The sequence below is a fragment of the Vibrio sinus genome (genome assembly GCF_023634645.1).
GTDB lineage: Bacteria > Pseudomonadota > Gammaproteobacteria > Enterobacterales > Vibrionaceae > Vibrio > Vibrio sinus.
Genome location: NZ_JAMKMR010000007.1, coordinates 47,841 through 71,876, shown reverse-complemented (window position 1 = coordinate 71,876; position 24,036 = coordinate 47,841). Strand labels below are relative to the sequence as shown.

At 42.4% G+C, this 24,036-nt stretch carries 21 protein-coding genes; 10 read left to right on the top strand and 11 right to left on the bottom strand.

Translation table 11 applies throughout. The features are described from left to right. The first annotated feature begins 53 nt into the window (after positions 1-53). Positions 54-839, top strand: a complete 786-nt coding sequence (gene panB, locus M9194_RS09405; RefSeq protein WP_250612379.1) for a 3-methyl-2-oxobutanoate hydroxymethyltransferase — start codon at positions 54-56, stop codon at positions 837-839. 9 nt (positions 840-848) lie between these two features. Here panB and M9194_RS09400 read toward each other — a convergent pair whose 3' ends face one another. The 7 genes from M9194_RS09400 to M9194_RS09370 form a co-directional block, all read right to left on the bottom strand. Further along, positions 849-1,301: a GNAT family N-acetyltransferase gene (locus M9194_RS09400; protein ID WP_250612378.1), complete on the bottom strand. Its 453-nt coding sequence runs from the start codon at positions 1,299-1,301 to the stop codon at positions 849-851. A gap of 95 nt (positions 1,302-1,396) precedes the next feature. Then, positions 1,397-1,702, bottom strand: coding sequence for a hypothetical protein (locus M9194_RS09395; RefSeq protein WP_250612377.1), 306 nt, complete (start codon positions 1,700-1,702; stop codon positions 1,397-1,399). Positions 1,703-2,096: 394 nt separating this feature from the next. Further along, positions 2,097-2,798 carry an ABC transporter ATP-binding protein gene (locus M9194_RS09390; protein WP_250612376.1) on the bottom strand — a complete coding sequence of 234 codons (702 nt, stop codon included), beginning with the start codon at positions 2,796-2,798 and terminating at the stop codon, positions 2,097-2,099. 4 nt (positions 2,799-2,802) lie between these two features. Beyond that, positions 2,803-4,086 (bottom strand): ABC transporter permease, encoded by a 1,284-nt coding sequence (locus M9194_RS09385; protein WP_250612375.1) that lies wholly within the window; start codon positions 4,084-4,086, stop codon positions 2,803-2,805. 3 nt (positions 4,087-4,089) lie between these two features. After that, entirely contained in the window at positions 4,090-5,304 is a 1,215-nt protein-coding gene (locus M9194_RS09380; RefSeq protein WP_250612374.1) for an ABC transporter permease, read from the bottom strand. Further along, a complete protein-coding gene (locus tag M9194_RS09375) occupies positions 5,301-6,572 on the bottom strand; it encodes a TolC family protein (RefSeq protein WP_250612373.1) in 1,272 nt (423 codons plus the stop codon). Before M9194_RS09375 ends, M9194_RS09380 begins: the two co-directional genes overlap by 4 nt. Further along, positions 6,565-7,695, bottom strand: a complete 1,131-nt coding sequence (locus M9194_RS09370) for an efflux RND transporter periplasmic adaptor subunit (RefSeq protein ID WP_250612372.1) — start codon at positions 7,693-7,695, stop codon at positions 6,565-6,567. The genes M9194_RS09375 and M9194_RS09370 overlap by 8 nt, the downstream gene beginning before the upstream one ends. Positions 7,696-7,951: 256 nt before the next feature. Between M9194_RS09370 and M9194_RS09365 the strand changes: the two genes are divergently transcribed. After that, positions 7,952-9,307 (top strand): hypothetical protein, encoded by a 1,356-nt coding sequence (locus M9194_RS09365; protein ID WP_250612371.1) that lies wholly within the window; start codon positions 7,952-7,954, stop codon positions 9,305-9,307. A 182-nt stretch (positions 9,308-9,489) separates the two neighbouring features. Then, complete coding sequence (locus tag M9194_RS21685) at positions 9,490-9,612, top strand: hypothetical protein (protein ID WP_284676552.1); 123 nt, start codon at positions 9,490-9,492, stop codon at positions 9,610-9,612. Here M9194_RS21685 and M9194_RS09360 read toward each other — a convergent pair. Then, positions 9,593-10,867, bottom strand: a complete 1,275-nt coding sequence (locus M9194_RS09360) for an MFS transporter (protein WP_250612370.1) — start codon at positions 10,865-10,867, stop codon at positions 9,593-9,595. The two genes, M9194_RS21685 and M9194_RS09360, sit on opposite strands and share 20 nt — an antisense overlap. 396 nt (positions 10,868-11,263) lie before the next feature. Here M9194_RS09360 and M9194_RS09355 point away from each other — a divergent pair, with 396 nt between their 5' ends. From M9194_RS09355 to murQ, 3 genes are all read left to right on the top strand, one after another. Beyond that, positions 11,264-12,505: an amino acid permease gene (locus tag M9194_RS09355; protein ID WP_250612369.1), complete on the top strand. Its 1,242-nt coding sequence runs from the start codon at positions 11,264-11,266 to the stop codon at positions 12,503-12,505. Between the two features lie 313 nt (positions 12,506-12,818). Beyond that, positions 12,819-13,844, top strand: a complete 1,026-nt coding sequence (locus M9194_RS09350; RefSeq protein WP_250612368.1) for an FUSC family protein — start codon at positions 12,819-12,821, stop codon at positions 13,842-13,844. Between the two features lie 106 nt (positions 13,845-13,950). Next, positions 13,951-14,859 (top strand): N-acetylmuramic acid 6-phosphate etherase, encoded by a 909-nt coding sequence (gene murQ / locus M9194_RS09345; RefSeq protein ID WP_250612367.1) that lies wholly within the window; start codon positions 13,951-13,953, stop codon positions 14,857-14,859. Positions 14,860-15,020: 161 nt separating this feature from the next. Here murQ and M9194_RS09340 read toward each other — a convergent pair whose 3' ends face one another. From M9194_RS09340 to M9194_RS09330, 3 genes are read right to left on the bottom strand one after another with little or no spacing between them, the layout of a single operon-like run. Beyond that, on the bottom strand, positions 15,021-16,313 hold the full coding sequence (locus tag M9194_RS09340) for a hypothetical protein (protein ID WP_250612366.1): 1,293 nt from the start codon (positions 16,311-16,313) through the stop codon (positions 15,021-15,023). Beyond that, positions 16,300-17,406, bottom strand: coding sequence for a cysteine synthase family protein (locus M9194_RS09335; protein WP_250612365.1), 1,107 nt, complete (start codon positions 17,404-17,406; stop codon positions 16,300-16,302). Before M9194_RS09335 ends, M9194_RS09340 begins: the two co-directional genes overlap by 14 nt. Next, on the bottom strand, positions 17,403-18,317 hold the full coding sequence (locus M9194_RS09330; protein WP_250612364.1) for a DUF1015 family protein: 915 nt from the start codon (positions 18,315-18,317) through the stop codon (positions 17,403-17,405). The genes M9194_RS09335 and M9194_RS09330 overlap by 4 nt, the downstream gene beginning before the upstream one ends. Positions 18,318-19,384: 1,067 nt before the next feature. Here M9194_RS09330 and M9194_RS09325 point away from each other — a divergent pair. The 4 genes from M9194_RS09325 (at position 19,385) to M9194_RS09310 (ending at position 23,966) form a co-directional block, all read left to right on the top strand. Beyond that, the gene (locus M9194_RS09325) at positions 19,385-20,194 is read left to right on the top strand and encodes a methyltransferase (protein WP_250612363.1); all 810 of its coding nucleotides are present in this window, start codon (positions 19,385-19,387) and stop codon (positions 20,192-20,194) included. Positions 20,195-20,283: 89 nt separating this feature from the next. Then, positions 20,284-21,078 (top strand): HAD family hydrolase, encoded by a 795-nt coding sequence (locus M9194_RS09320; protein ID WP_250612362.1) that lies wholly within the window; start codon positions 20,284-20,286, stop codon positions 21,076-21,078. A 600-nt stretch (positions 21,079-21,678) separates the two neighbouring features. Next, entirely contained in the window at positions 21,679-22,188 is a 510-nt protein-coding gene (gene tpx, locus M9194_RS09315) for a thiol peroxidase (protein WP_250612361.1), read from the top strand. An 893-nt stretch (positions 22,189-23,081) separates the two neighbouring features. Then, on the top strand, positions 23,082-23,966 hold the full coding sequence (locus tag M9194_RS09310) for a zinc-dependent metalloprotease (RefSeq protein WP_250612360.1): 885 nt from the start codon (positions 23,082-23,084) through the stop codon (positions 23,964-23,966). Positions 23,967-24,036 lie beyond the last annotated feature (70 nt).

Genomic DNA, 24,036 nt, shown 5'->3' with positions numbered 1-24,036 from the left:
TTGATATATTGCATTTTCGTTTCTTAATTCTCTAATTTATAAGGAGTTTAGTTATGAAGTTGCTTTCAAGTGATTTGTTGGCGATGAAAGGAGCAACCCCCATCTCGATGCTCACCGCCTATACTTGCCCCGTTGCAAGGTGCGTTGAAACGGCTGGTGTGGCTGTCATCTTGGTTGGTGATACCGTTGGTATGGTCGAGATGGGATTTGAGAGCACTCGTGATGTCACCATGGAACACATCGAATATCATGTCGGTGCTGTCAGGCGAGGAGCGCCGAACACCCACATTATCGGTGATCTTCCTTATCAAGCCGATAAAGATCCCGATACCGCTTTAGTCAATGCAAACCGTCTTATTGCAGCCGGAGCAGACAGTGTCAAGCTCGAAGGTGCAAAGGTAGATGTCATCCGCCACTTGGTGTCACACGGTATTCCAGTCGTTGGACACACAGGGCTCACCCCTCAAACCGCCAAAAGCTTTAAGAAAGTGGGCAATACCAGTTCTGAAGCAGAAAAAGTGAAACAGGAAGCAAGAAAAATCCAACAGGCTGGTGCATTTATGCTGGTGCTGGAGCATATCCCTCACGCTTTAGCTGGTCAAATCACACAAGAGCTTTTGATACCAACAATAGGCATAGGCGCAGGCTCAGAGTGCGATGGACAAGTTTTAGTGATTAACGATGCCTTAGGTTTGGGAGTAGATTGGCCTCCTTTTTCTAAACAATTTGTCCACATTAGCGAGACGATTACAAAAGTGGCTAGGGACTATCGTGAAGAAGTTGAGGGTAAAGCTTTTCCTCGCAATCTTTCTCAGTTAATCGGTGCTCAAGGGAGCTAATCAACATACCTAAGCTTTGGTGGGGACAAAACGAACCAAAGTACACAGCTCCAAACTGCCTTCAACCATGAATGTACATTGTTGTACAAAACCAAAAGACTCATACAGATTTATCGCAGGTGTATTTGCTATAGCGGTTGTGACTTGATAGGTGTTCGTGTTTGAAAGGGAATGTGTAAGCAAAGAGCGACCGATTCCTTGTCGAAAGTACTCTGGGTGGACGACGAGACGGTTAACTTGGTAGATGTTACCTTGCTCAAGCTCAATCACTCCTACCAGCTGATCATTTTGCTCCATTCCATGGAACACACTGTGGGCGTTAAGTATTGAGTCAATGGTTTCTGATAAAGGTGGAAAATGACTGAGTTTCAGAAGTGAAGCTTCCTGCTGATACGCAGCGTAAGAGAGTTCGAGGATGGACTGTGCAACATCATGGTTAGTATGAGTAAGGGTTAAAATCATTGATTAACTCGAATATAGTGAAAATAAAAGGCACTAACGAGTAGTGCCTTTCGTGATTCAGTGTTCTAGCTTTCGTTCCGTTGCCATTTATCTCACTATAGAAGATCACGCATTAGCATTTCGTATTCTTCGTTAGCATCTTCAATCAAGAGATTGAGTTCTTCGGCATCTCTTTTAGTTAAGGTTAGTTGCCACTGACTTCGTTTTTTACCTCTTTCGTCACATCCAGAAACGATCGTTTTAGATCCTACTTTCTTAAACGCGAGAGAATCAAAGCTACAGCTATGATGTTCGCGTTTTTCCACAATATCGACATCAAGTATACCAATGGGGTTCACTTGGATATGCGCGTGGAAATTCTTAGTATCCTGCAACAAATAGTCTCTGTGCTTAGCGATCATAACTTCTCCTTTTGTCGATAATAAAAATACCGCCCAATTAGTTTAGACCAAGAGTCTATGAAAATCTGGTAAAAATAATTGTTGTATGATCTTAAGCAATGAGTTGTTCATGAATGGCATGAATTTTCATAGTAAAAGCGATATTCATTCACATGTAAAATCACGCAACTACCCAGATTTATTATCACTATAGTTGAGTTTATTCACCCTGAGATGGCGTATTATTAAGTTCATCAAAGTGTAGCAATTACAAATATTTTAGACTAAAGTCTAGTGCTTTATGAGGCTGTAATCTGAGTGTCTATAAGGCATTGCAGACAACCTTATAATACGTATGCCTTTATAGAGTGTATCATTTGCATACTTATTCATTCGGGTTTTTCTCATCTGACCATTAACTTTTCGCCTTGAGATTGTTCACATCAGAGACAACTTGGCCGTCTTTAATTGTGATGATTCGATTGGTCCTGTTCGCCAATTCGTTATCATGAGTGACGATGATAATCGTCCGTCCGTCTCTATGTAACTGCCTGAACAGCTGTTCGATTTCTGCGCCAGATTTTGAGTCAAGAGCGCCTGTCGGTTCGTCTGCGAGGATGATTTGTGGGTCATTGACCAGCGCTCTGGCAATCGCCACACGTTGTTTTTGTCCCCCGGAGAGTTGGTTTGGTTTATGGTTTGTTCGCTCACCCAAACCCACTTTGTCCAAGAGCGCTTCGGCGCGTTGAATTCTCTGCTTATGTTTTACACCACTGTAGACCAGTGGCAAGGCGACATTTTCTTTTGCACTCGCGTAATCGAGCAAATTAAAACTTTGAAATACAAAGCCAATTTTTTGATTGCGAATACGAGCCAGCTCATTGGCGGAGAGTGTGGAAACGTCTTGCTGCTCAAGAAGATAACTCCCTTTGGTGGGATTATCTAAGCAGCCCAACACATTCATTAGGGTAGACTTGCCTGAGCCTGACGGGCCCAAGATAGCGATAAATTCACCGGGCTCGATAGTTAAACTTACTTGGTCGAGTGCTTTTACCTGTAGTTCGCCATTGGCGTAGAACTTACAAATATTGTCGAAGTTGACTAAGGCGGTTGTCATAACATTATTCACTTTGTAGAGCTTGCTGAGGGGTGATTTTGGAAGCGCGGTGAGCAGGTAGCCAAGCGGCCATAATACCCACCAATACTAGGGAGAGTATGACGACAGCCAACACCGAAAAAGACAAAACGGGTATCGGGTTACCAAGTTGGTCATAGAGCTGATTCCCACTGAGGTTTATCGAGCTTATCAGCTGAATAAACAGGTAGGTCATGGCTAGGCCAATTGCACCGCCTATCGACATCGTGACCAGTGATTGAACAATATAATGCCACCGAATTGCGCTCGGTGTGGCACCCACGGCCATACGTACACCAATATCTTTCGTTGAGCGCTTCACCATCGCATACATCACATTCGCAATGCCCACTCCCGCGACAGCTAAAGTAATAAAGCCAATAATACCTAAAAAGCTTTGCAGGCCGAGCAAAAACTGACTCATGCTTTTTTGTTGTTTCAACATATCTTGGCTTTGAAACGCTTGCGTGTCGTTGATACTTGTACCATGGTTTATGGCTAAAACTTGTTCCATCGTTTTCACCAGCTTAGCTCGGTTAGCTGTTGGGGCTGGCAGAATATTAATGGCGGTAATGGGGCTGTTTTTGTTGTAGCTTTGCCATGTGGACAGAGGAAGAAAGCTTGAGTAGTTAATTGAACTGCCACTCTCAATCTGGGCGTTATTTTTCTGCAATACACCCACCACAACGAACTCGATATCGCCGATTTTAACGCTTTTGCCTACCGGGTTGGTTTTCAAAGTTAACGGCTTGAACCAATCAAACTTGCTGGGAGGGTTAAAGAGTCGGGCCGCGACATCATAGCCGAGAACAATCGCACGTCGCTGTTGAGTTGCGTCAAATGGGTTTAGCCATCGTCCTCCTGGCATAAGCTTAAGCCCTGTCGCTTTTTGATAATTTGCTGTGACTGCGATGGGTTGTTGCCACGACGTCTGAGTATGATATTTCACGGTTGAGCTCCATCTCGCCGTCGGTAGCGCAAGTGTGACCTGAGGAAGAGCTTGTAGCGAATGCACATCTTGCATGGTGAGCTTCAGCTGTTGCCCAAGCTGAACCTGACCAGAATCGATGCTGGCTCTTCCTGCCGTGATATAGATGAGGTTACCGTTTCCGTTGTGCGCAACTTTCAACATGCCAAGTCGAACACCTTCACCGACAGATAACATGGTAGAGATACACAGTGTGGCCCAAGCAACAGCGAAGATGGTCAATGCCAATCTCAGCTTTTCGGCCGACATTTCCTGGACAATTTGCCTGATTGAAATCGTCATCGGTTACGCCCTCGCGCTCAAGGCGATGATGGGAGTGAGTGCGGCCGCTCTTCGTGCCGGGAACCAAGACGCGAGTATGGCTAGCAAGAAGGTAATACCTGAGCTTATATTAACAGCGCTCAGTGTGATGATCGGGGAACCAAGCCAATTTGGCAGGGATAGGGTATTGAGTAGGTACACGGCAAGCCAAGATAGCCCCAAGCCAACCAATGCGCCTAAGCAAACCAATGCGATACCTTCTGCCATAAATTGTCTAAGTATGGAGAACTTTGTTGCGCCAACGGCTAGCCTTACGCCTACCTCTCGGGTTCGCTCAGTCACAGATAAAAACATGATATTTGCAACACCTAGAGCACCTACGGCAAGCGTCATCGCCCCACTGGCGGCCAGAAACAATTGTATGCCACGTAAGACCGCCTTAATCATTTCCGCACCACCGCTAAGGTCTGGAAGGTAAATAGCGTTGTCGTCACTGGGATCAAAGTGCAATACGTGCGAAAAGTAACGGATGATTTCTTGTCTTAGTTCGCTGGCCGAAGTTCGACCTGCTGGTTTTACGACGATATAGGCTGGAAAGCTATCCCACATATCAGTAAAGGTCGCGGAGGGGATCTCAACACGATTCGCGTCACCAAAACTCACCTGAACATTGTCACCATTGAGAATGCCAATAACGGTAAAAGGGACGTGGTTAATGCTGATGGCATCACCAACTTTTACATGGCTGGTTTCAGCCAGTTGCCAACCTAGAATCGCCACGCGAGCGTGATTTTCCTGATCTATCGGGGTAAAGTTTCTTGAGCCGGGCTTCAATTGCAAAGAGGACATGGCCAAATAGTTCGGATCAATTCCAGCAACTGAGGAGGCAATAGATTGACCTTTGCTGTTGGTTACTACCGTTTTATCATTTTCATAAAGAATGGATATAGCGCTAACTAGTGGAGAATGGAGCAATGGTTCCACGTTATGTTTGGTTAAAGTGATGGCTCGGCGTGGTGGCAAACCCTGCCACGCTTTACTGGCCGAGCCTGATATCGCCATTTGAGTATTGTTCAATAAAATGGCAAAGGCGGCACTTTGTTTTTGATAAAAACCCTCTCCCAAAGCCATTAGCACCACAACGGATGTGACGCCCCATGCAATCGCGATGATCGCCAGCGTGCTCTTCAACCGGTACGCCCATAGCGTACTTAGCGTTTGTGAGATCAGCTCTTTCATGGTGTGAGTGCCTTGGCTAAAACGGCAATGGTGCTCTCGTTTAGCCTACCGGCGGTTTGCCATAATGCGACTCGTTGTCGCCAGTAATCGTACAAGTCGGCGCGCAATTCGTTTTCAGCGGAGTACAAATTGTTGTGCGCATCGATTAGATCCGAGGCTGAGGCCATACCTGCATCGTATAAGGCTTGTTGGCTCTGAAGTACTTTTTCTCGCTGAGAAACCAATTGCTTGGCCATGCTGACCTGTTGCCAATACGAGAGCACTTGGGCAAATTGGGTTTGCACTTGTTTTTTGAGTGCAATTTCTACTTTGCGTGCGTCTTGCTGCGCATCCATCAAGTTTAAATCCGCTTGAGCGACTTGAGCTTGGGTTGAACCGTTGGTATCAAGAGGAACAGTAAGTGTGACGCCCGCTGAAAACTGCCCTTGTCCAATGGAATCGCTATCGCTGTAGCCCACTTTTCCACTGACCGTTGGGTAGTAGCCTCCGTGAGCTTGTTTGACTGCTAACCTTGCGACTTTGATTTTCTGTAAGGCCTCTAACAGGGCTGGACTGTTATCCTTTGCAAGCGTTAGCCAAGCTTGCTCCTTGTCCAGCATCATGGCGGGTTGGGATAGGTTGTCGACTCGGATCTCGTTCACACTATCTGGTGTGGTATCGATATAGCTGGTTAAATCGGCTTTTTTTTCTGCCACGGTTGCTTGGTTGCTGAATACCGATGCTTGCTCGGAGAGACTATTTGCACGCATCTCTTCTAAATCAACGGATTTGACTTTTCCCGCTCGGTAGCGTTTTTCGGTGATGCTGAGTAGTTTTTTACCCTCTTGTTCCTTTTGTATCGCTAGGTTTAGGTTATCTTGGGCATTGGACAGGTTGAGATAGGCATTCACCAAATTGGACGCCAAGTCGCTTTCTGATTTCGTTAACGACAGTTTTGCCGCAACAACGCTGGCTTCGGATTTGTCTAAGTCAGCCCAGTTGGCGCTATTCCACAATGACTGGGTCAGCTGCACACCATAAGTGTTGGTGTTATCCGCATTGTTGTACATATTGGATGATGCCGTGGCTGAGACGGAAGGCAGTAGATTACTTTTGCTGCTGTCTACCTCAGACTCGCTCAGTGATACGCCAATTTGCGCTTTCTTGTAGTCAGGATCGTGCGCTTTCGCTTTTGTCCATGCTTGGGTGAGCGTGAGGGCGTGGGCAGGTATGCTGCTCAGGGGCAATAAGATGGTGCATAGCGCGGCGGTGACAATTTTATTATTCATTGTTACCTACCATGCTTGCATCGACCAACTTTTCTCCGAGTTTCACGCCTTTTGTCACTTGGATCTTAATTCCATTGGAGAGCCCTAACGTGACCTTTTGGCTATGATAACCCTTCTTAGAATCATCGGCGATCAGCACCATAGGGGTGTCACCATCAAATTTAAGTGCACGCTCTGGGATAACGAGTACGTCCTTGGCTTGCTTAAGGGTAATTTTCGCACTCGCCGAAAAACCCGATCGAAGCGTGATGCTGCTGGGAAAAGCTAAATCGCTCGCTTCCACTTCAAAACCATTGTCAAAGGCCTTGGTGACTTCGCTATCTGGCGAGTTCAAGCTTTCCGATTGAATCGCCACTTCGCTGAGTTTTCCGGGGATCACATCTTTCGGGTAGGGAGCAACGGTAATAATGGCTGGCATCCCGGATTTCAACTGCGCCGCATCGTGCTCGCTGACGCTACCTTTAAAGATTAGGTGATTCATGTCCGCCAATGACATCATCTCGGTGGCTGACTGACTGGATTCTGTTGAAATAATAGGTTCGCCCACTTCTACTTTTAAATCCAGCACCGTACCATTAATGGGGGCGTAGATTGTCGAGGTCAATTTGGTTTTGCCAATATTGGCTTCGCCGCTTTGAATCAATTCCAAGTTTTGTTTTTTCTGTTGTACTTCAGCACGTTTGGTTTTTAAATCTGACACGGCCTGAATGTATTGATCATAATTGTTTGGAATGACTTTTTGTTTGATCAAAGACTTTAAGTTGTCGAGCGTTTTTTGCGCCGATTCGAGCGCCGCTTCAGCTTGCATTAATTCGGTTGTTGCCGCAGTAAGCGCTTGTGGTGTGGGGTTGGGCAGCAATTTAATCAGAGGTTGGCCTTTTTTAACCCGCTCGCCGACTTTCACGTATATTTTCCCAACAATACCATCGATTTGTGACTTGATTGAAATTGAGTGGGCAGGGACAATTTTTCCAACCGCAGTGGCTTGTTTACTGATGGTGCCTTTTTCTACCGTGACAGTAGCAAACGACTTTTTATCTTGGTTGTGTAGGCTTGAATACGTATAAAGGCCACCAATAGCCGCCACAATTATCAAAGCCACATAAGCCTTGCGTTTACCCATATATAATTTCCTGATACTCAATTTCTATCCTATGACGATTGTTCGGCAGTATATACTCTAAAACCACATCGTGCATATCACCGCCATGGTTTGAAAACACAAGGCAAGTCAATAGACATCACCACTGCCCATAAGTTGCATGGGTTTAACTCACACAAAATTTTACAGACTGTTTACACTTGGCATTTTTCCTCGGATGATGTTCAACCTCGTAAAGAGGATGCTGTGTTCTAAATTGGCTAAATAGGGAAAGAATATGTCAAATCTAAAGGTGGCGGTTTTAACTTATAACCTTGCGAACCAAGCCTATTCAAAAACAAAAACAGGGAAAAACAACATAAGCTTGCTTGCTCAGGCTCTTAGAAGCTCAAGCGCTCAAGTCATAGCAGTCGGAACACAAGAAGGGAACAGTTTTCATAATGCCATGGGGAAATCTTTAAAAGGCTATACCGACATTGGCAAAGAAATCATGCGGACAGTAACCAAATGGGACGATATGCTCTTCAAACCCAAGGAGCATGGACAAGGTAGTGTTCAACTTCGTGTCTATGTGAAGGATAAATATCTGGTTGATTCAAAAGGAAGCCGATCATCGATAGAAGTGATTCATAAAGGCAGTGTTCATCATTCGATGAAAACGATCCCTGGGTCATCTTCGTGGAATAAGGGGGGTAACTATGCCATTTTGAAGCTCGTACTTAGCGTAAAAAGAGGTAAGCATGAATATGAAAGGCAAACGGCGTACATTGCGATATGCAATATTCATTTCGATTCCGCAGAGCAAAGTGACCGAAAGTACGAATACGACAAGCTCATTGATGAAGTAGCCTCTTACAATGTGCCACTTTCTGCGCTGATCATGGTGGGTGATTTCAACGAGCGCATGACGATCGGCCAATTTAATGGTGGTAATAAGCTCGCGATTAGTACCGCAAAAAATAGAAAATATTCAGTGATGGATGAGTTTGAAAACGTGTCTTCGTTTTCTAATAAGATGCAAGGGTTTAACAGCAATTACAATAATCTAGGGAACAAGTACAGCACAAAAACGCAGAAACGATATAACTTTCATCAAGACTTACAAAATACCTATGTCGATCAATCGAAGAGCAATAGCAACTACGGTCTATTTCAAAGCGAATACCAATCCCAAGTTAGCTCCGTGCAAATTCGTCAGAGGTTAGAGCGCAACTTCCATCAAGTGTTACCTCAGTACAGCAAACTGCAATTTGTCCCGCCCAGAAGCTTTAACTCCACTTATTTTCCTAGCTTAACAAAAGTGTTAAAGCCTAAGTTGGAGAAAAAAAGTGGCAACACAAAGGCAAACTATGGTGTGTTGGACAGGGTGGGTTTTATTGCACATGGTAACTTTTTAGTGCCGGGTAAAACGCGCTGCGACATCATTACGGCTGGAATGGATTATCGTTACCGTAAAAATCATAATACGGTGTCGATGGAGACGTTTAATCAGTTTGAAAGCGATCATGTTCCGGTTATCGGTGTATTCTGCTTCAACTGGGATGAGAGGTTAAAAGTCGTTAGGCCCAACATTAAGCGGAACTATAAGATAGGCACGATGAACTACGGCAGAAAAGTGGAGTCCATTATCTAGGTTATCTGTAAGCCGTTATGTTGCTGGGTGATAGGTAAAACACAGAAAGATCAGCTGAACCTATTTCCTCCAATCCTAATCAGGATTGTAATGGAAGCAAGATAGTCACGGACACTTCAATGTATTGGGGAAGAACGAATCAATAAAGTGATCTGTTTTTTCCTGATGCAAATGGCAGCATTATGTTACGGTTCCAAGCGGTATTTGGTGGCAATGCTCCTGATAACCCCCCGATTAAGTATCAAGCCAAATACCGCTCTTTTGCCGAACTGGCTTTTGAGCTTATCAACTTTGCTGCGCAATGAGCGAGTTGTTTGATGTATTTCTCATCATCAATAGAATGGCGCAACCCGCGCCAATAATCAGGGCACCAGCAAAGATATACACGAAGCCATTGGAAAAACTGTGGTCGAGTTGGGTGGCGAGCATTGGAGAGAAGCCACTGATGGCAGCACCAATGCCGTAACTTGCACAGCATCCGCTACTGCGCACGTCTCGCGGAAATATTTCTGAAAAAATGGGTGTTATCGCACCTTGAACCCAGCAGCCTAGAACCACTAGCAGTAATAAGCCAAACGCCATGCTCACGATATTTTGTGATAAAACTAAGTGAATGGCCGGGTAAAGCAGAACAATATGAACAACAATGCCATATAGCGTCATTTTGGCTCGACCATATTTATCAGACAGTAATCCAAACATAGGATAAAGCAGGCAGGCAAACAGCAGCGAGATGGTATTTAAAGTCAGAGACTGACTCATGGATAGGTGGCTGTATTGGTTGAAAAAAGTAACGAAGTAAACAAAATCGATATAGAACATTCCCCCCAGTGACGCGCTAAACAATACTACGATCATAAAGCTAAGCTTATGCTCCTTCCATAAGTGCTTGTAGGTATTGGTGTTTGGTGCATTGGAGCGGTCATTGAAGCTAACTTCGCTATTGTTAAACTGTGAACGAATGATCAGCAAATAGATAGCAAGCAGCACGCCACCAAAGAAGAAAGTCATTCTCCACGCATAATGTTCAAGGCTTGGCGGGGTGAAATTCAAGACCAAATAGCTGGTGCCAGAAGCAAGTAAGAAGCCAATGAGGGATACAGTGATGGCGATGCCCGAGTAAAAGCCAGTGTTTTTTAGCTGTTTATTTTCTGCTGTCACGACCAACAAATTAGCATATTGTCCGCCAGCGGAGATGCCCTGAATAATTCTAATTACAACCAACAAAATAGGCGCCAAGATGCCAATGGATGAGTAAGCAGGCAAGAAGGCGATAAACAGCGTCGACAAACCCATAATGATGATCGCAAGGTTCATACTAAAGTAGCGCCCTACTCGATCTCCAACCCAACCAAAGATAATGCCTCCTAGCGGGCGAGCCATGAATCCCACAGCGAAGGTCGCAAACGCGATCAGCAGGCTACTGTATGCGCTTTCTGTAGGGAAAAACAGTTTGCCAATGGTGGCAGAGAAATAGCCAAACAAGCAGAAGTCATACCATTCTATGGCATTGCCAAAAGACGTTTTGAGGGTGTGTATGATGTTTTTACGTAATTGCATAGAAGATGAAGGCTCAGTTGAGTGACAGTGAGGAAAGTGGAGGTAAATTAAGCAACATGATACAAGCTACATTGATCAATTACACCATGCAAACTCATTTTGGACATGTTTTCTGAATAATGAATATGCACAAATACCAATAAGCAAAATTAATGTTTGAGAGATAATTCGTTTGGTGTAGAATTTAATTCTGTTGATCGGTTGTTTATTGAGCTAAATTTTTGGTAATTCAGAATAATATGTTAGTTTAGCTTACAGAGATGTAAGTTATTATAGATTTTCATGCCTCCTCGCTTATTGGATACTCCCCTCTATTTTAATTTCTAGACAATAGTTACCTATTGATAAGACATATATTAATAGTCTGTATTATTCAATTTATAAAGTGAGAATTTGATGGAATCGAAAACCATAGGAGCCATATTAATTATTACCGGCACATGTGTTGGTGCAGGGATTTTGGCTTTACCTTTATCAACGGCAGGCTTAGGGTTTATTCCTACTGTTATTTCACTTGGCATTACTTGGATCATTTCTGTCGTTACAGCTCTACTACTCGTTGAAGTGCTTGCCAAGCTTAAGATCAAAAACATCAATTTCGACACTATGTGCAGCAAGACGCTAGGTCGTGTAGGCCAAGTTGTCTGTATGGTGGCTTATTTAATCCTTATGTATGCTGTGTCTTCTGCCTATCTGAGTGGCGGTACTTCCATGTTGAGTGCGTTGCTCAAACAAGGTGGTGTGACATTGCCTTATTGGGTGTCTAGTTTGGTGTTTGCGATTGTGTTGGGCGCTATTGTTTGTTTTGGCCACCGTTCGGTTGATTTAGCAAACAGAACCTTGCTTTCAATCAAAGGGATTAGCTTTATCGTATTGGTGGCAATTTTGATGCCTGATGTGACTCACGCGAACCTCTTCGATTTTAAACATACGCTGCCGTATTTTTGGTATGCCGTACCTGTGCTGTTTTTCGCGTTCGGTTTTCAAGTCATTGTGCCTAGCATGTACAACTATCTAGAGCAGGATATTAAACAGCTTAAAATTGCCATTGTGGTTGGTAGTTTGATTCCGTTTCTTCTCTATAGCTTGTGGCTTTGTGTGACTTTAGGGATTTTGCCTCGATTTGGTCATACCAGCTATTCTAGCTTTTTGCATACCCACAGCAGCGGTGACGTAGGCGCTCTATTCACTATGTTAGGCTCACAAGGTTCGTTGCGTTGGAGCCATAAAGTCATGGATGTGTTTACGAATGTTGCAGTGACGACTTCCTTCTTAACGGTCACTATGGCGCTGAAAGATTATTTGTCCGATATCTTCAAATTAGATAGCCAAACCAAATGTGGTAATGGTAAAGGTGCACTGTTGACCTACTTGCCACCATTGGCATTGGTGCTGTTTGCGCCGACTTTATTTCAGGTGGCGTTAGATTATGCTGCTGCCAGCCTAGCTGTGGTCTTGGTATTCCTGCCAGTCGCAATGGCTGTGTCTATTCGTCGTCAAAACAAATTGGCGGATGCTTCTGGCGCATTTAAAGTCTCAGGTGGCGTACCTCTACTTACCATCTTGGTCATCTTTGGTATCGTGCTGCTATCGCTAAGTTTTATGGCGAGCTGGAACATGTTACCTGTTCTTCATTAGTCAAATATCTCTTAAACAAAAGCGGTTGTCATTGATTTGGCAGCCGCTTTTTTCGTTGTTTACTAGCGATTCGCACCGATTTTGGTATTTGTTATTTTTTCTAACAACAAGGTTTATTAATACTGATTATTCTATTTACCTTTATTCGCTATCATACAATATGTGAAAGTTTTTATATCAACAGAATTGATTGGATTTATGCCTTGTTTTTAGTCTAATAGTTTCGTCTTCTATTGGTATTACTTTTAGAAAAAATAACATATAACTCTCTTTAGTTCGGCTTTCACATGATGCACAGTTTGGAGTGGAAGATATGATGGCTTACTTATCAGCGAGATACCTTATAAATAATGACTTCACCAAGAAAGTGTCTTGGGTTGTACTTAGTATTCTGCCGTGTTTTATTTATTATTGGTTCACGGGAGATGAAATGGGGATCGAGTTTGCGCTGGCGAGTTTCTCTCTTTACCACGTGTTGAGAACGTTCCGTTGGGGCATGTCTGCTATCGTGTTGCATTGGATAGTGATCATGTTGGGTATCGTGCTTTTGCTCTGTGTGCAGCCCAGTTTTTGGATTTATGCCTGCGTAGTAACACTATGGGCACTGCTATGTATGGGACTTAGCGTGTTCGGTAAGCCTTACCGGACATTGGGTAGCTTTACATTAATTCCGACGTTATACCTTTCCATCGCTTTGAGCGAACACGCAGGTTTCAATATTAGCCAACATGGTATGGATCTCGTCATTTGGGCATTGGTGGCTCTAGTTGGTCCTACCATCGTGCATTTTATTGTCTGCAGCTTTGATGACAGGCACCAAGTGGTATGGAAGTGGCATACTTTAGTGATGCCCAAATGGAATCCACAAGCGGTGTGGACTGTGGTATCCATTACCATTGCCGTCTTTTTGACAACAATTTTTGTTCGTTACTATCATGTACCCGAATCAAACTGGGTCATTTGGTCATCGGTTGCGGTGATAACCGGCGAGTTCACTAGCATGCACCTTAAGTTGGTTCACCGGGTTGGTGGTGCGGCATTTGGTTTAGCCGCAGCGACCGTTATTCTACTCTCCATGCCCATTCCAGCCGTATTCTATGATTTTGCTGGGATATTGATCATCGCGACATTATGTATTCCAAAATATCCCGTGGCCTATGGTTTACGCTCTATGTTGGTTGCGCTTGCAGCTGGCGGTGTTGCGCAAAGTGTATTGATGGGTGAGCATCGCTTATTCGATGTGTTTGTTGGCGATATTGTGGGGGTGGCCAGTGCTTATCTCGTTTCTTATCTAGCCCTGTCTTACGATAAAAGGTTTGGTGTCGCTAAAGCGTCTTGAAAACGCTGGCTGTTTCGCTTCTCAGTTGAGTGCATGAACACTGTATTTGACTACCCTAGTCAATTACTCTCTACCTATTGAGATCATCTTTATGCTAGGGCCAACCATGGATTTAACCCGTTTAGTTACCGAAAGCCGCAATATCGCCAGTGAAAATATCGATACTCTCTCGACATTGGACATGCTGAGCGTGATCAACCAAGAAGACCAAAAAGTAGCGCTTGCCGTCGAGCAAACGCTACCAGAAATCGCAGCTGCGGTTGATTCTATTGCCTCTGCTTTCTCCCAGGGGGGACGACTGATTTATATCGGGGCAGGTACGTCTGGACGTCTTGGAATTTTAGATGCGAGTGAATGCCCACCCACCTATGGAACCAAACCAGATCAAGTAATTGGAATTATCGCTGGTGGTCAACAAGCGATCACTCGCTCCGTTGAAAATGCTGAAGACAGTAAAGAGCTTGGTATTCAGGATCTGCAAGAGATACAGTTCTCTAGTGCTGACGTGTTGGTTGGCATTGCGGCCAGCGGGCGAACACCTTATGTGCTGGGCTCTATGGAGTATGCGCGCTCTCTAAATGCCAAAGTAGTCAGTGTGAGTTGTAATCCTGATTCTGCAATGTCTCAACTTGCTGAATTTGCTATCACGCCTATCGTTGGTGCGGAGGTGGTGACAGGCTCTTCTCGAATGAAAGCAGGGACGGCACAAAAGCTCGTTTTAAACATGCTCACTACAGGTGCTATGATTCGCTGCGGAAAAGTATATGGCAATTTAATGGTTGACGTAGAAGCAACCAACGCGAAATTGGTTGAGCGCCAAAAACGAATTGTAATGGAAGCGACTGAGTGTACCAGGGAGCAAGCAGAGGAAGCGCTCAACGCATGCGACCATCACTGTAAAACCGCCATTGTTATGCTGTTAGCTGGCTTGGATAGCACGGAAGCTCAATCGCTGTTGCAAAAAAGCAGTGGTTTTGTCAGGCAGGCGTTGGATGCGAAGTTGGGTGGAGAGTAGAGCGCCTCATTGATTTGACGTGCTACAACGCATCTAAAGTAAAAGCCCCCAATAATTGGTGTTCAACTATTGGGGGCAGTTCACTGGCCAAGCCATTCATGGAAGCCGGAGTTCAATACGATTTATAGGATGCTTCGTTCTAAAATCAGCCGAATATGGCGCTAGCTCCGTGGTTGTATAGTGACTAATTTTCGGCTTTTTGTTGCTCCCCCTAACAAGACAACTTCTAGCAGCATAGCGAGCGCCACTTGGATCGCGATGGTATATAATGGCAGATGAAACCATACAATTAACGCCACACCGACGACCATATAAAGATTGGCCACAAAGGCGGCTTTACCGATGGAGTTCGTTGCATTTTTTAACATTAGCAATGCCATAAAGTAGTACTGAACTGCCATCAACATCGGCAAAATCAGTAAGACAACCAACACTGGGTGCATGGCATGGGTAAGCTGTGTATCGCCGCTGACATAAAGTAGCATCAATGATTGCCCCAATGAGGAAAAGGCGATAAACCCTAGAGTGACACTAAAACCTATCCCGACCAATAATGAAAAACGAAACAAGTGTCTTCTCTCGATTCCCCGCTTATTGTCTGGACATGCTTGCAAGTGACGGATGACCAACTGTTGCAGCATCCGTACTCCATTGCTGATACTGATCACCAGCATCCATGCTGCCGCCCATGCCGCGAGTTCTAGCTCTCCCAAAAAGGCAATCAAAATGGGTAGCATCAAGCGAGCTCCCCATAATGTGATCATCGATTGTGCTAATGGCCAATAGTAACGCCCCATGGTTCTCATGTCGGTGGGTAATGCGGGATCAACTCCCGCATCGGTGGGTTTGAAACGACGCACGCGGTAACGAACGTATATCAGCTCTACCAATACGCCCGTTAACAATGCGCCAGCGACAATGATCGCGCTTGAAGTGGAAACAAGCGTGATGGAAAAGGAGACACCAATTAAGACTAGGCATCTTAAAATAGCGCCTTTGGCGATATCGGCAGAATACCCCGCATGAAGTATTTGCCCCTGCCAGTAACGCCTTAGTGCGATCATCAAAGGCCAAGGACACAGCAGTAAGACCATCAATGACGCTTGTTCCCAAACGCCAGATTGAACAGACATGAACCAGCCGAGTTCGGGCAATAATGAGAGCAGCAACATGCTTAGAGTCAGTATCAAACCTAATGTCAACACAAAGCGAAACAACACCTCTCGACTTTTCTTTGCTACTGATAATAGGTTCGATACGGGCAGTACCGAGATGATTGGGCTTTCAAAGAAAACGGCAATGCCTTTGCCTAGCGCAAAGGCGGCTAGGCTCTGGGTACTGTTGGGCAGTGAGGCCAAGACGAAAATGATAATCGGATCGCCTAAGGCCATCACCATATCGCTTAAAGACGCAGGCGCCAGCTCTTTGAGGTAACGCCGATTACGAGATCGCATCTACTGTTACCTCCTTAGCCTGATTGGGGCAATAGATTGGAGACAAATCATCAATATGTTGTTGTAACTGATGTTCGTTGAAGAGCTGCACGTTGGCTTGGGCTAACCATTCATGGTTGTAAACCGTATCCAGATAGCGATCCGCTCTATCTGGGTTGATAAGTACCACCGTTGTTTGTTGAGATTTTTTCTGTGCGGCGTACGCAAGCCCTGCGCTGACGATGGCTCCGGTAGATGCGCCTAACAATAACCCCTCCTTTTTGCCTAAGTGGTGACACATAGAAAAGGCCATTTGATCTGTGACGTTATAGGCGTAGTCGATATCACTACGATTAAATGCGGGAGGAACAAAAGACAGGCCAAGCCCCGTCATTTTATAAGGATGTCTTGGTTTACCAAAGATGCCAGAGCCAGCAACATCGACCGCGACGATTTCTGTTCGCGGACTATGGACTCTAAAATACTGAGCGGTCCCTGACAGTTGCCCGGCGGTACTGATCCCAACAACGATGGCATCGGGTTGTTGTTCAAACGCATTCGAAATTTCAAACGCCGTATAATAATAGTGTGCGAGGGGGTTGTCGGGATTAAGGTGCTGGCATGGATAAAAGGAGCCTGGAATAGCATCGGCGAGTTTTTTGGCATGGGCCATACGAGCTTTTTGCATCGAGCCCGCTTTGTCGGCAAAAGATAAGGGGACTTCTTCTAGCTGTGCGCCATAAGCTTTTAACATCTTGATGACTGGAGGCGGAGTTTTGGCGTCAATTACAATGATCACTCGATAGCCCTTAGAGGCCCCAATACTTGCCAGTGACATGCCAAAATTGCCTGAGCTGGATTCTATAATTGTACCATTCGGTTGTAATAGACCTTTTTGCTCAGCTTGGCTTATTAAAAACGCTGCATTTTTGTCTTTGATACTACCGGTAGGATTGCAAGAGTCCATTTTTACGTAGAAATCATTATTTAAACATAACGTATGAATTCGATTAAGTTTAATAAAAGGAACATTGCCCACTGCTTCTGATACTGAATTTGCGAGCAGCTTGTGGCGATATACGATGTTAGTCTGGATAGGGTTAGTGATGCTCATGATAATGCTCCTTCTAGCATTGAGTCGTTGGAGTAGGCTTTGGCAATGTGTTGTAGAATATTTTCATTCGGTTTATGTCCAAAACACGTCGACTTAATAGGCATTCTTCGCCCTGATACTCCTTCCTGAATAACATGAGACACATTAGAATGTACCACTTTCACTGATACACATTCTTTATCAAACCGTGAACATTCTGGCGAGGTCTTTATTGATGTGATTTCATTAATTTGTTTTAGCTTTTCATAGACTAAAATAAATATATTTGCGTTTTTTCGATCATTTTCTTTAAGACGCAATCCCCATGTGTTATTAGCAAAGTTAATTTTAATATCGGCCTCATCAATTCGGCATTGAGTAAGCCAATTTTCAGAGATCCTACTTAATAGGCAATCAATGTTGGTATTTTCCTTCAACTTGAAACATAGCTCGTTAAACTGAAATGCGGCTTGAGAGGATGAGATGACAAAAACAGGCAGTGCTGTTGTGTACCTTTTTTGTTTTATTGCTTCATATCGGTGATGGCCATCGGCAATTAAAAAATTAGGCACTGTGCTGAGCGCTTTGGTGATTAACTGGTTCTGAAATCGACCTTCTAATCTCGATATGGTGTGAGACATTCCGTCTGAACTAGGAATTGAGATCTTGTTCTCGCTCTCATCAAACCATTGATTAATCAGGCCTAGAGGGAAGTTATTACTGTCAGTAATCCAAAAGCTTGGTGGGTAGAGATTTGGTGATAGCTTTTCTAAAGATTCAACTCTATTTGGGTTGGTGTTCTCATGTGGGATAATAGGCTTTTCGAAAAATGAATCACAATGGTAGTTATATAATAAACCAGTGACTTGGTGGGGAATATTATTCCAATTTCCTTCGATTCGATAAATATAATATGCGTCTAAATGAGCCATTTTCATTTCCTTTAAATGTCATGATATCTACGATAATTCGTATGGTTAAAACCAAGATTTCATTCGATAATTTAAAGGGAAATAGGCGGTCTAAATATTGAGTAGAGAGGGGAGGTGTAAAAAATCGTTTTTTGAAGCATGAATAGTGTAGAAGTGATTTTTGTAAAACTTAACGAACCATTGGTAATGGCCTGATGGTTTGAATGACAGTGATGAGCACTGCAATTTTCGATATCATGATTATCATTAATATTATGAGAGTCAGGATACACACTGAAAAAGCTATTGTGATAGTGAATAATAGAGCCGGAAACAGGCGTGTTTTCAAAATGATCGATAACCGTCTCAAGGGTTGAGAATGAGAAAGAAAAATTTAGTATAAATATCACTAGTAATAGTTTTTCTGATATTTTACTCATTTATAATTCGCTTTATCATCTATATCGGATTTGGCCGTTATATAAAGAATCTGGTTTGCAAATAATAACTATTTGCCAAGAATATACGTTTTGATTAGCTGTTGCTAATGAAGTTCATAGATAAAACAGGACAATTGGTGATAAAGGTAGTATTTGTGATTTTGTTTCGAAATTTTTGGTCTTATATTATTTTCTTTGTCAGTTAGATGATTTGGCCGCCTGGTTTAATTTTTATCTCGAGGTAACTTGACTGTTCAGTAAGGTTAAGGGTTGTCCATACAATGGCAAAATGCTTCGATTTGGCTCAATTGACCACAAGTTTCATTTCGATCTATTTAATCCATTCATTTTTATAGAGATTAAGAATAGGATCTCGGAGGTGATCAAAGTTTGACGGTTTTTCAACGATACCTGCCCTAAAACTAACCATTATAACCTTTAATAGGCACACACCTCTCTGCTCATCGTTCTTCGAATATGTACAAAGAGCAGAAAAACTTGTGGGGCAGTGAAAAATGGGTGCTAGAAACTGAGCTTATATAGCGAACGTCCAATGAGCAAGGAAGAGCGGTATTAATTATACTAGACTTGAATACTGCTTGATGATTTTTATCTAAGAGATGTACGACATTTAAAAGAGATATAAATATGAGTAGCGAAATAAATAGTATTTATGAAACATCTGAATGCAAGATAGAGCATACAGGGAGCTTACCAAAAGTAGGTTTTCAAAACATATCCATTCCCGGTTTGACTCAAGATATAACTTTAACATCAACTTCAAGCGTAATAACACAGGATTATTATACTGACCACTTTCTTGAGAATATTGATATACTATCAGATAGTTTATCTAAAAATAAATCATTAAAGTCAGTGGAGCTAGGAAGTGGTAGAGGGCTGTTGTCTCTAGCTATAAAATTAAAATTCCCTTCAATTGATATAACACTAATTGATAAAAACAAAAGTGCTATAGAATTATCTAGAAATAATTTAAATATAAATGGCATAAAAAAATTCAATGTAGATTTTAGTTGTTTTACGAGCAGTAAGTATCGAGACAAAAGTTTTGATTTGCTATTAAGCACATTGCCCACTTTACCATTTAACTTAGAAAATGTAGATAGAAAAAACACGCTTTGTCTCGATGGTGGTAGTGATGGCCTTCGTAATTTACGTAATCTAGGACACAACTTCTTATCTTATTGTAAGAATACAGGGAAAATGTTTTTCATGGCAAACGATCTAATAGATATAAAAAAACTAATACATGAATTCGATCAAATGGGAATAGAATCAAATATAATTTCAAAAAGAAAAAAATACCTTTCGGAAACAATTTATACTAAATCTTTAGTTGATAATGGAACTATCTGTCATAACCGCTTACAGGGTAACCCTGAAAGCTACTACTTTCATACTTTATTGATCCAGAGTGAAAAAAAATTTACCTCTTGAAGGATAGCGATGCCGGTTCTGTCGTTAATGTGACAGAACCACTATGTTAATATATTACTACTGTTTAAGTTTAGATAAGGAGGGGGGAGATGCCTAGGCATTTCATTAGTGATCTAGATGGCACATTATTGCAGAATAATCATGAGTTAGATAGAGAGACTATCACTGCAATCAGAAACCTCCATGATTGCGGGGGAACTTTTTCTATCGCAACAGGACGTCATAATTTTGATGTAATGGATTTATCAAAGCGAATTGACAGGCCTATCGGTATGATTAGCTGCAATGGAGGTATGGTTATTGATCCAAATAATAAAATAATTGGGGTAACTTACATCCCTATAGACACTTCCATATCGATAATTAATTATCCCTTACCAAAAGATATACATTTAAATGCATATACGATTAAAAGCTGGTATATCAATGAAACCAATAATAATCTAGAAAACTACAGTCCACAATCTGGTTTTAAATACAAAATAATAAATAAAAAATTTTTGAAAAGAAAGAGGATAATAAAATTTTTCCTTTTGGGTGATAGACTATCTTTATTAAAGTTACATGATGAATTACAAGTCAAATATTTTGGTAAATTGGATTTTTCATTTTCATTACCTTGGTGTATGGAAATTATGCCTGTTGGGGTCAATAAGGCATCTGCTGTAAGTTTACTTTGTAATCATCTTGGTTTTACACCTAAGCAAACAATGGCATTTGGTGATGGTGAAAACGATATTGAAATGCTGAAATATGTAGGGTTCCCTAAAGTTATGCTAAATGCTTCTACAAGTGTAAAGAAAGCTGTTCCTCATGCCGAGGTAATAGGGCATGCCCATTCTCTAGGTGTTGCTGAATATATAAATAAATTAATTAGTTCTTAAAGCCCATTTGTTACAAATAAGTGGACCAATAGAAGGCCCCAAAAATTGGACACGCCTCTAAGGGGTTTTGCACCCATTTACGGCTTTGTTGCGTAATTCAGGGGAACTAAATCAGGAGCTCACGATCTGATCGGCTACACCCTTTATTTTATGTGGCCAAACGCAAAAGGTTGGTTAAAAATCAACAATTTATAAGTAGATCGGCCAAGCTTCGATGAACTCGGAGCAATTCATAGTTTGGCTGAACCGTTTAATTTGTATCTAAAGGCAAGTTGACTGTTCGGTAAGGTTAAGGGCTGTCTACGCATTGTTCACACAATAACAAAATATTTCGATTTGGCTCGATTGACCACAAACTTCATTTCGATCTATTTAATCCATTCATTTTCATAGAGATTCAGAATAGGATCTAGAGGTTGACCAAAGTTTGGTGGTTTTTCAGTAACTTTTGCTCTAAAACCAACCAATATGACGTCGTATTAGGCATCTGGATATTCTCAATAGGTAATTTACTATCGAGAGCGTCGTTATTGGCTTTCGGTCATAAACACCCCAATTTAATTGGATAAATAAACACAGTGCAACAAGAGAGTATAGATCATGAGTCAAGTAACATTCCAAGGTGAGCCAGTAGCGATATCAGGGAGCTTCGTCCAAGCGGGTTCTCAGCTCCCAAGTTTTACGCTAACTTCCTCAACATTAGAGGAGATTAAATGGTCAGATTTATGTGGTACAAAATTAGTTATCAACGTGTTCCCGAGTATTGATACTCCTGTTTGTGCAGCAAGTGTTCGTCGATTTAACAAAGAAGCATCTCACTTGGAAAATGTGGTTGTGCTTTGTATTTCTGCAGATTTACCGTTTGCTGCAAACCGATTCTGTGCGATTGAAGGACTTAAAAACGTTCGAACTGCTTCATTTTTCCGTTCTCCACTATTTACTGAACATTTTGGGGTTAAGATCAGTGAAGGTCCATTGGAAGGGCTTTCTGCACGTGCCATTTTAATAGTAGATGAAGAGGGGTTGGTAACGTACAGTGAACTGGTTTCAGAAATTACAAATGAACCCAATTATACAGCAGCGCTTGATGCATTAAACGCACTAAGCTAATTAGGCCTTTCACTCAGAAATATCGTATCACCAGCTTCAGCTGTGCGGTTAAAGCTTTTGCCACCGTCGACTAATTAGTCTCAGCTCTACATTAGCGTTTCTTTTTTGGACCGAGTAACATTGATACTCGGTTTTTTAAGGTATATCGGTAATGACCCTTAGCCTTCTTGATGAAAGTGTCATAACGTGTAGTTGCCCATGATAGCTATAATTAGCCACTCATTTCGCCAGTGTGGCCAGTATACACATCTCTGCCTAGCATAGAAACCTATCTATAACGCCGATTGCCCTTTAGTTATTTCCATACTTGATCAAAGGGTGAGTCTACGAGTAAAAATTACTTTCCAGTTTAACAACCGACATCATTACCGTATAAAAATTGACTTATCAGTATTTATTTTGAGCATTATATTGAGATGGAATTGTTGTCTGTATCGTTTATTTTATTGAGCAAAAAAAAATGGTTGTGCATTTTTTTCGACATCCACGGTTGATATTATATTTAGCGAAGAGTATTGACTGTTTAGTTTGTCAATATTGGAAAGATAAAACAAATAATGAATCGATGAGGAAAAAATGAGATATATAATAACGTTAATGTTGTTTATTTCTTTTAGTACATACGCACAAAAACCAATCAACAATATCGATAGGAATAATGAAAATGATGCCTGTGGATTTGTCGAGAATCTAAGTTTTCACGACAACGGAGGCATGTACTTTAGGGGAGTGATGGATGACAGTTCACAAACAAATGATAGTTTTTGGGCAGACAATGAAGTGGTAATAGACTTAGTTAAACTAGCGTATTTAACGAAAGCAAGAGTATGTATTCACTATGTATATTACAGCAATTACTGGTATGTAAACAGAATAACCTTGGATGATTAGCGTTGAAAACACAACATTTTTACTTATTGTCTTTGTGCTTGGCACTTATATTTGCAATGCCAGTACAAGCCAGCACAGGATTTAATATTAATGGTGAGCTAACCGCAACCACATTTATGGCGAGAGATTTTGGTAACCCATTTAACGGTTTGTTTCAAGCAAGTAATTCCTATGATACCGGTGCTATTAGGGTGTATGTTGAGAATGCAACTATTACTATAAACTATCATGGGACACCTTTTACGTTTACTTTGAGAAGCTTCCTACAAAACATTATTTTTCCCCGGTGGGCACTGTTTGTGAACTTTATATTAGTAGATTCAAAAGAGGACGCGGATATCGTTGTGAGGGTGTTCCCTGCTCCTGAGCACGGGTTTGGTGCCGGGGCTGCAGCTGCAGCTTATCCATTAGGTTACCCTACGGAACCAGGTACCAGCGCTTATCAAGGGGCAATTGAACTGCACCCAGAGCAAATAGAGCAAACACTAAACAGTTTAAATAGCGTCGATCTGGGCTTTATACATCATGAAAGTGACCTGGATTTGGTGAGAGCCATTCTGGTGTATGTTTTAACACATGAGTTAGGACATACACTTGGGTTTGAGCACAGTGCGAGGGCCGCTTCTGGGTGTGATGTGGAAGCGAGCCTAACAACTCAAGCTCCACTGATGACAGGGAATATGATGGATTACTTTAGGATTCAATACCATTTAAATGGGGGGACACCTGTGTTTATTGATCAGATTATGCCTTCAGAAAAGGAGCTGAGGGCATACTTTAACGTTAATGGGTATGGGAACTTTGACAAAGACATCAATCCAATCTGTGGTCCAGCAAGAGCAACAAAACAAAGGTTTCTTGCGACAATACTAGAGTTAATGGGGTAGGGCTAACGGTTTAGTTATAACAACAATAACACTATTTTCATTGTTTATTATAATGTTTTGTTCTATGGCG

What these genes read in the sequence shown, in the direction of transcription:
- panB (WP_250612379.1), top strand. Translation starts at nt 54, where the DNA reads ATGAAGTTGCTTTCAAGTGATTTGTTGGCGATGAAAGGAGCAACCCCC.
- M9194_RS09400 (WP_250612378.1), bottom strand. Translation starts at nt 1,301, where the DNA reads ATGATTTTAACCCTTACTCATACTAACCATGATGTTGCACAGTCCATC.
- M9194_RS09395 (WP_250612377.1), bottom strand. Translation starts at nt 1,702, where the DNA reads ATGATCGCTAAGCACAGAGACTATTTGTTGCAGGATACTAAGAATTTC.
- M9194_RS09390 (WP_250612376.1), bottom strand. Translation starts at nt 2,798, where the DNA reads ATGACAACCGCCTTAGTCAACTTCGACAATATTTGTAAGTTCTACGCC.
- M9194_RS09385 (WP_250612375.1), bottom strand. Translation starts at nt 4,086, where the DNA reads ATGACGATTTCAATCAGGCAAATTGTCCAGGAAATGTCGGCCGAAAAG.
- M9194_RS09380 (WP_250612374.1), bottom strand. Translation starts at nt 5,304, where the DNA reads ATGAAAGAGCTGATCTCACAAACGCTAAGTACGCTATGGGCGTACCGG.
- M9194_RS09375 (WP_250612373.1), bottom strand. Translation starts at nt 6,572, where the DNA reads ATGAATAATAAAATTGTCACCGCCGCGCTATGCACCATCTTATTGCCC.
- M9194_RS09370 (WP_250612372.1), bottom strand. Translation starts at nt 7,695, where the DNA reads ATGGGTAAACGCAAGGCTTATGTGGCTTTGATAATTGTGGCGGCTATT.
- M9194_RS09365 (WP_250612371.1), top strand. Translation starts at nt 7,952, where the DNA reads ATGTCAAATCTAAAGGTGGCGGTTTTAACTTATAACCTTGCGAACCAA.
- M9194_RS21685 (WP_284676552.1), top strand. Translation starts at nt 9,490, where the DNA reads ATGTTACGGTTCCAAGCGGTATTTGGTGGCAATGCTCCTGATAACCCC.
- M9194_RS09360 (WP_250612370.1), bottom strand. Translation starts at nt 10,867, where the DNA reads ATGCAATTACGTAAAAACATCATACACACCCTCAAAACGTCTTTTGGC.
- M9194_RS09355 (WP_250612369.1), top strand. Translation starts at nt 11,264, where the DNA reads ATGGAATCGAAAACCATAGGAGCCATATTAATTATTACCGGCACATGT.
- M9194_RS09350 (WP_250612368.1), top strand. Translation starts at nt 12,819, where the DNA reads ATGATGGCTTACTTATCAGCGAGATACCTTATAAATAATGACTTCACC.
- murQ (WP_250612367.1), top strand. Translation starts at nt 13,951, where the DNA reads ATGGATTTAACCCGTTTAGTTACCGAAAGCCGCAATATCGCCAGTGAA.
- M9194_RS09340 (WP_250612366.1), bottom strand. Translation starts at nt 16,313, where the DNA reads ATGCGATCTCGTAATCGGCGTTACCTCAAAGAGCTGGCGCCTGCGTCT.
- M9194_RS09335 (WP_250612365.1), bottom strand. Translation starts at nt 17,406, where the DNA reads ATGAGCATCACTAACCCTATCCAGACTAACATCGTATATCGCCACAAG.
- M9194_RS09330 (WP_250612364.1), bottom strand. Translation starts at nt 18,317, where the DNA reads ATGGCTCATTTAGACGCATATTATATTTATCGAATCGAAGGAAATTGG.
- M9194_RS09325 (WP_250612363.1), top strand. Translation starts at nt 19,385, where the DNA reads ATGAGTAGCGAAATAAATAGTATTTATGAAACATCTGAATGCAAGATA.
- M9194_RS09320 (WP_250612362.1), top strand. Translation starts at nt 20,284, where the DNA reads ATGCCTAGGCATTTCATTAGTGATCTAGATGGCACATTATTGCAGAAT.
- tpx (WP_250612361.1), top strand. Translation starts at nt 21,679, where the DNA reads ATGAGTCAAGTAACATTCCAAGGTGAGCCAGTAGCGATATCAGGGAGC.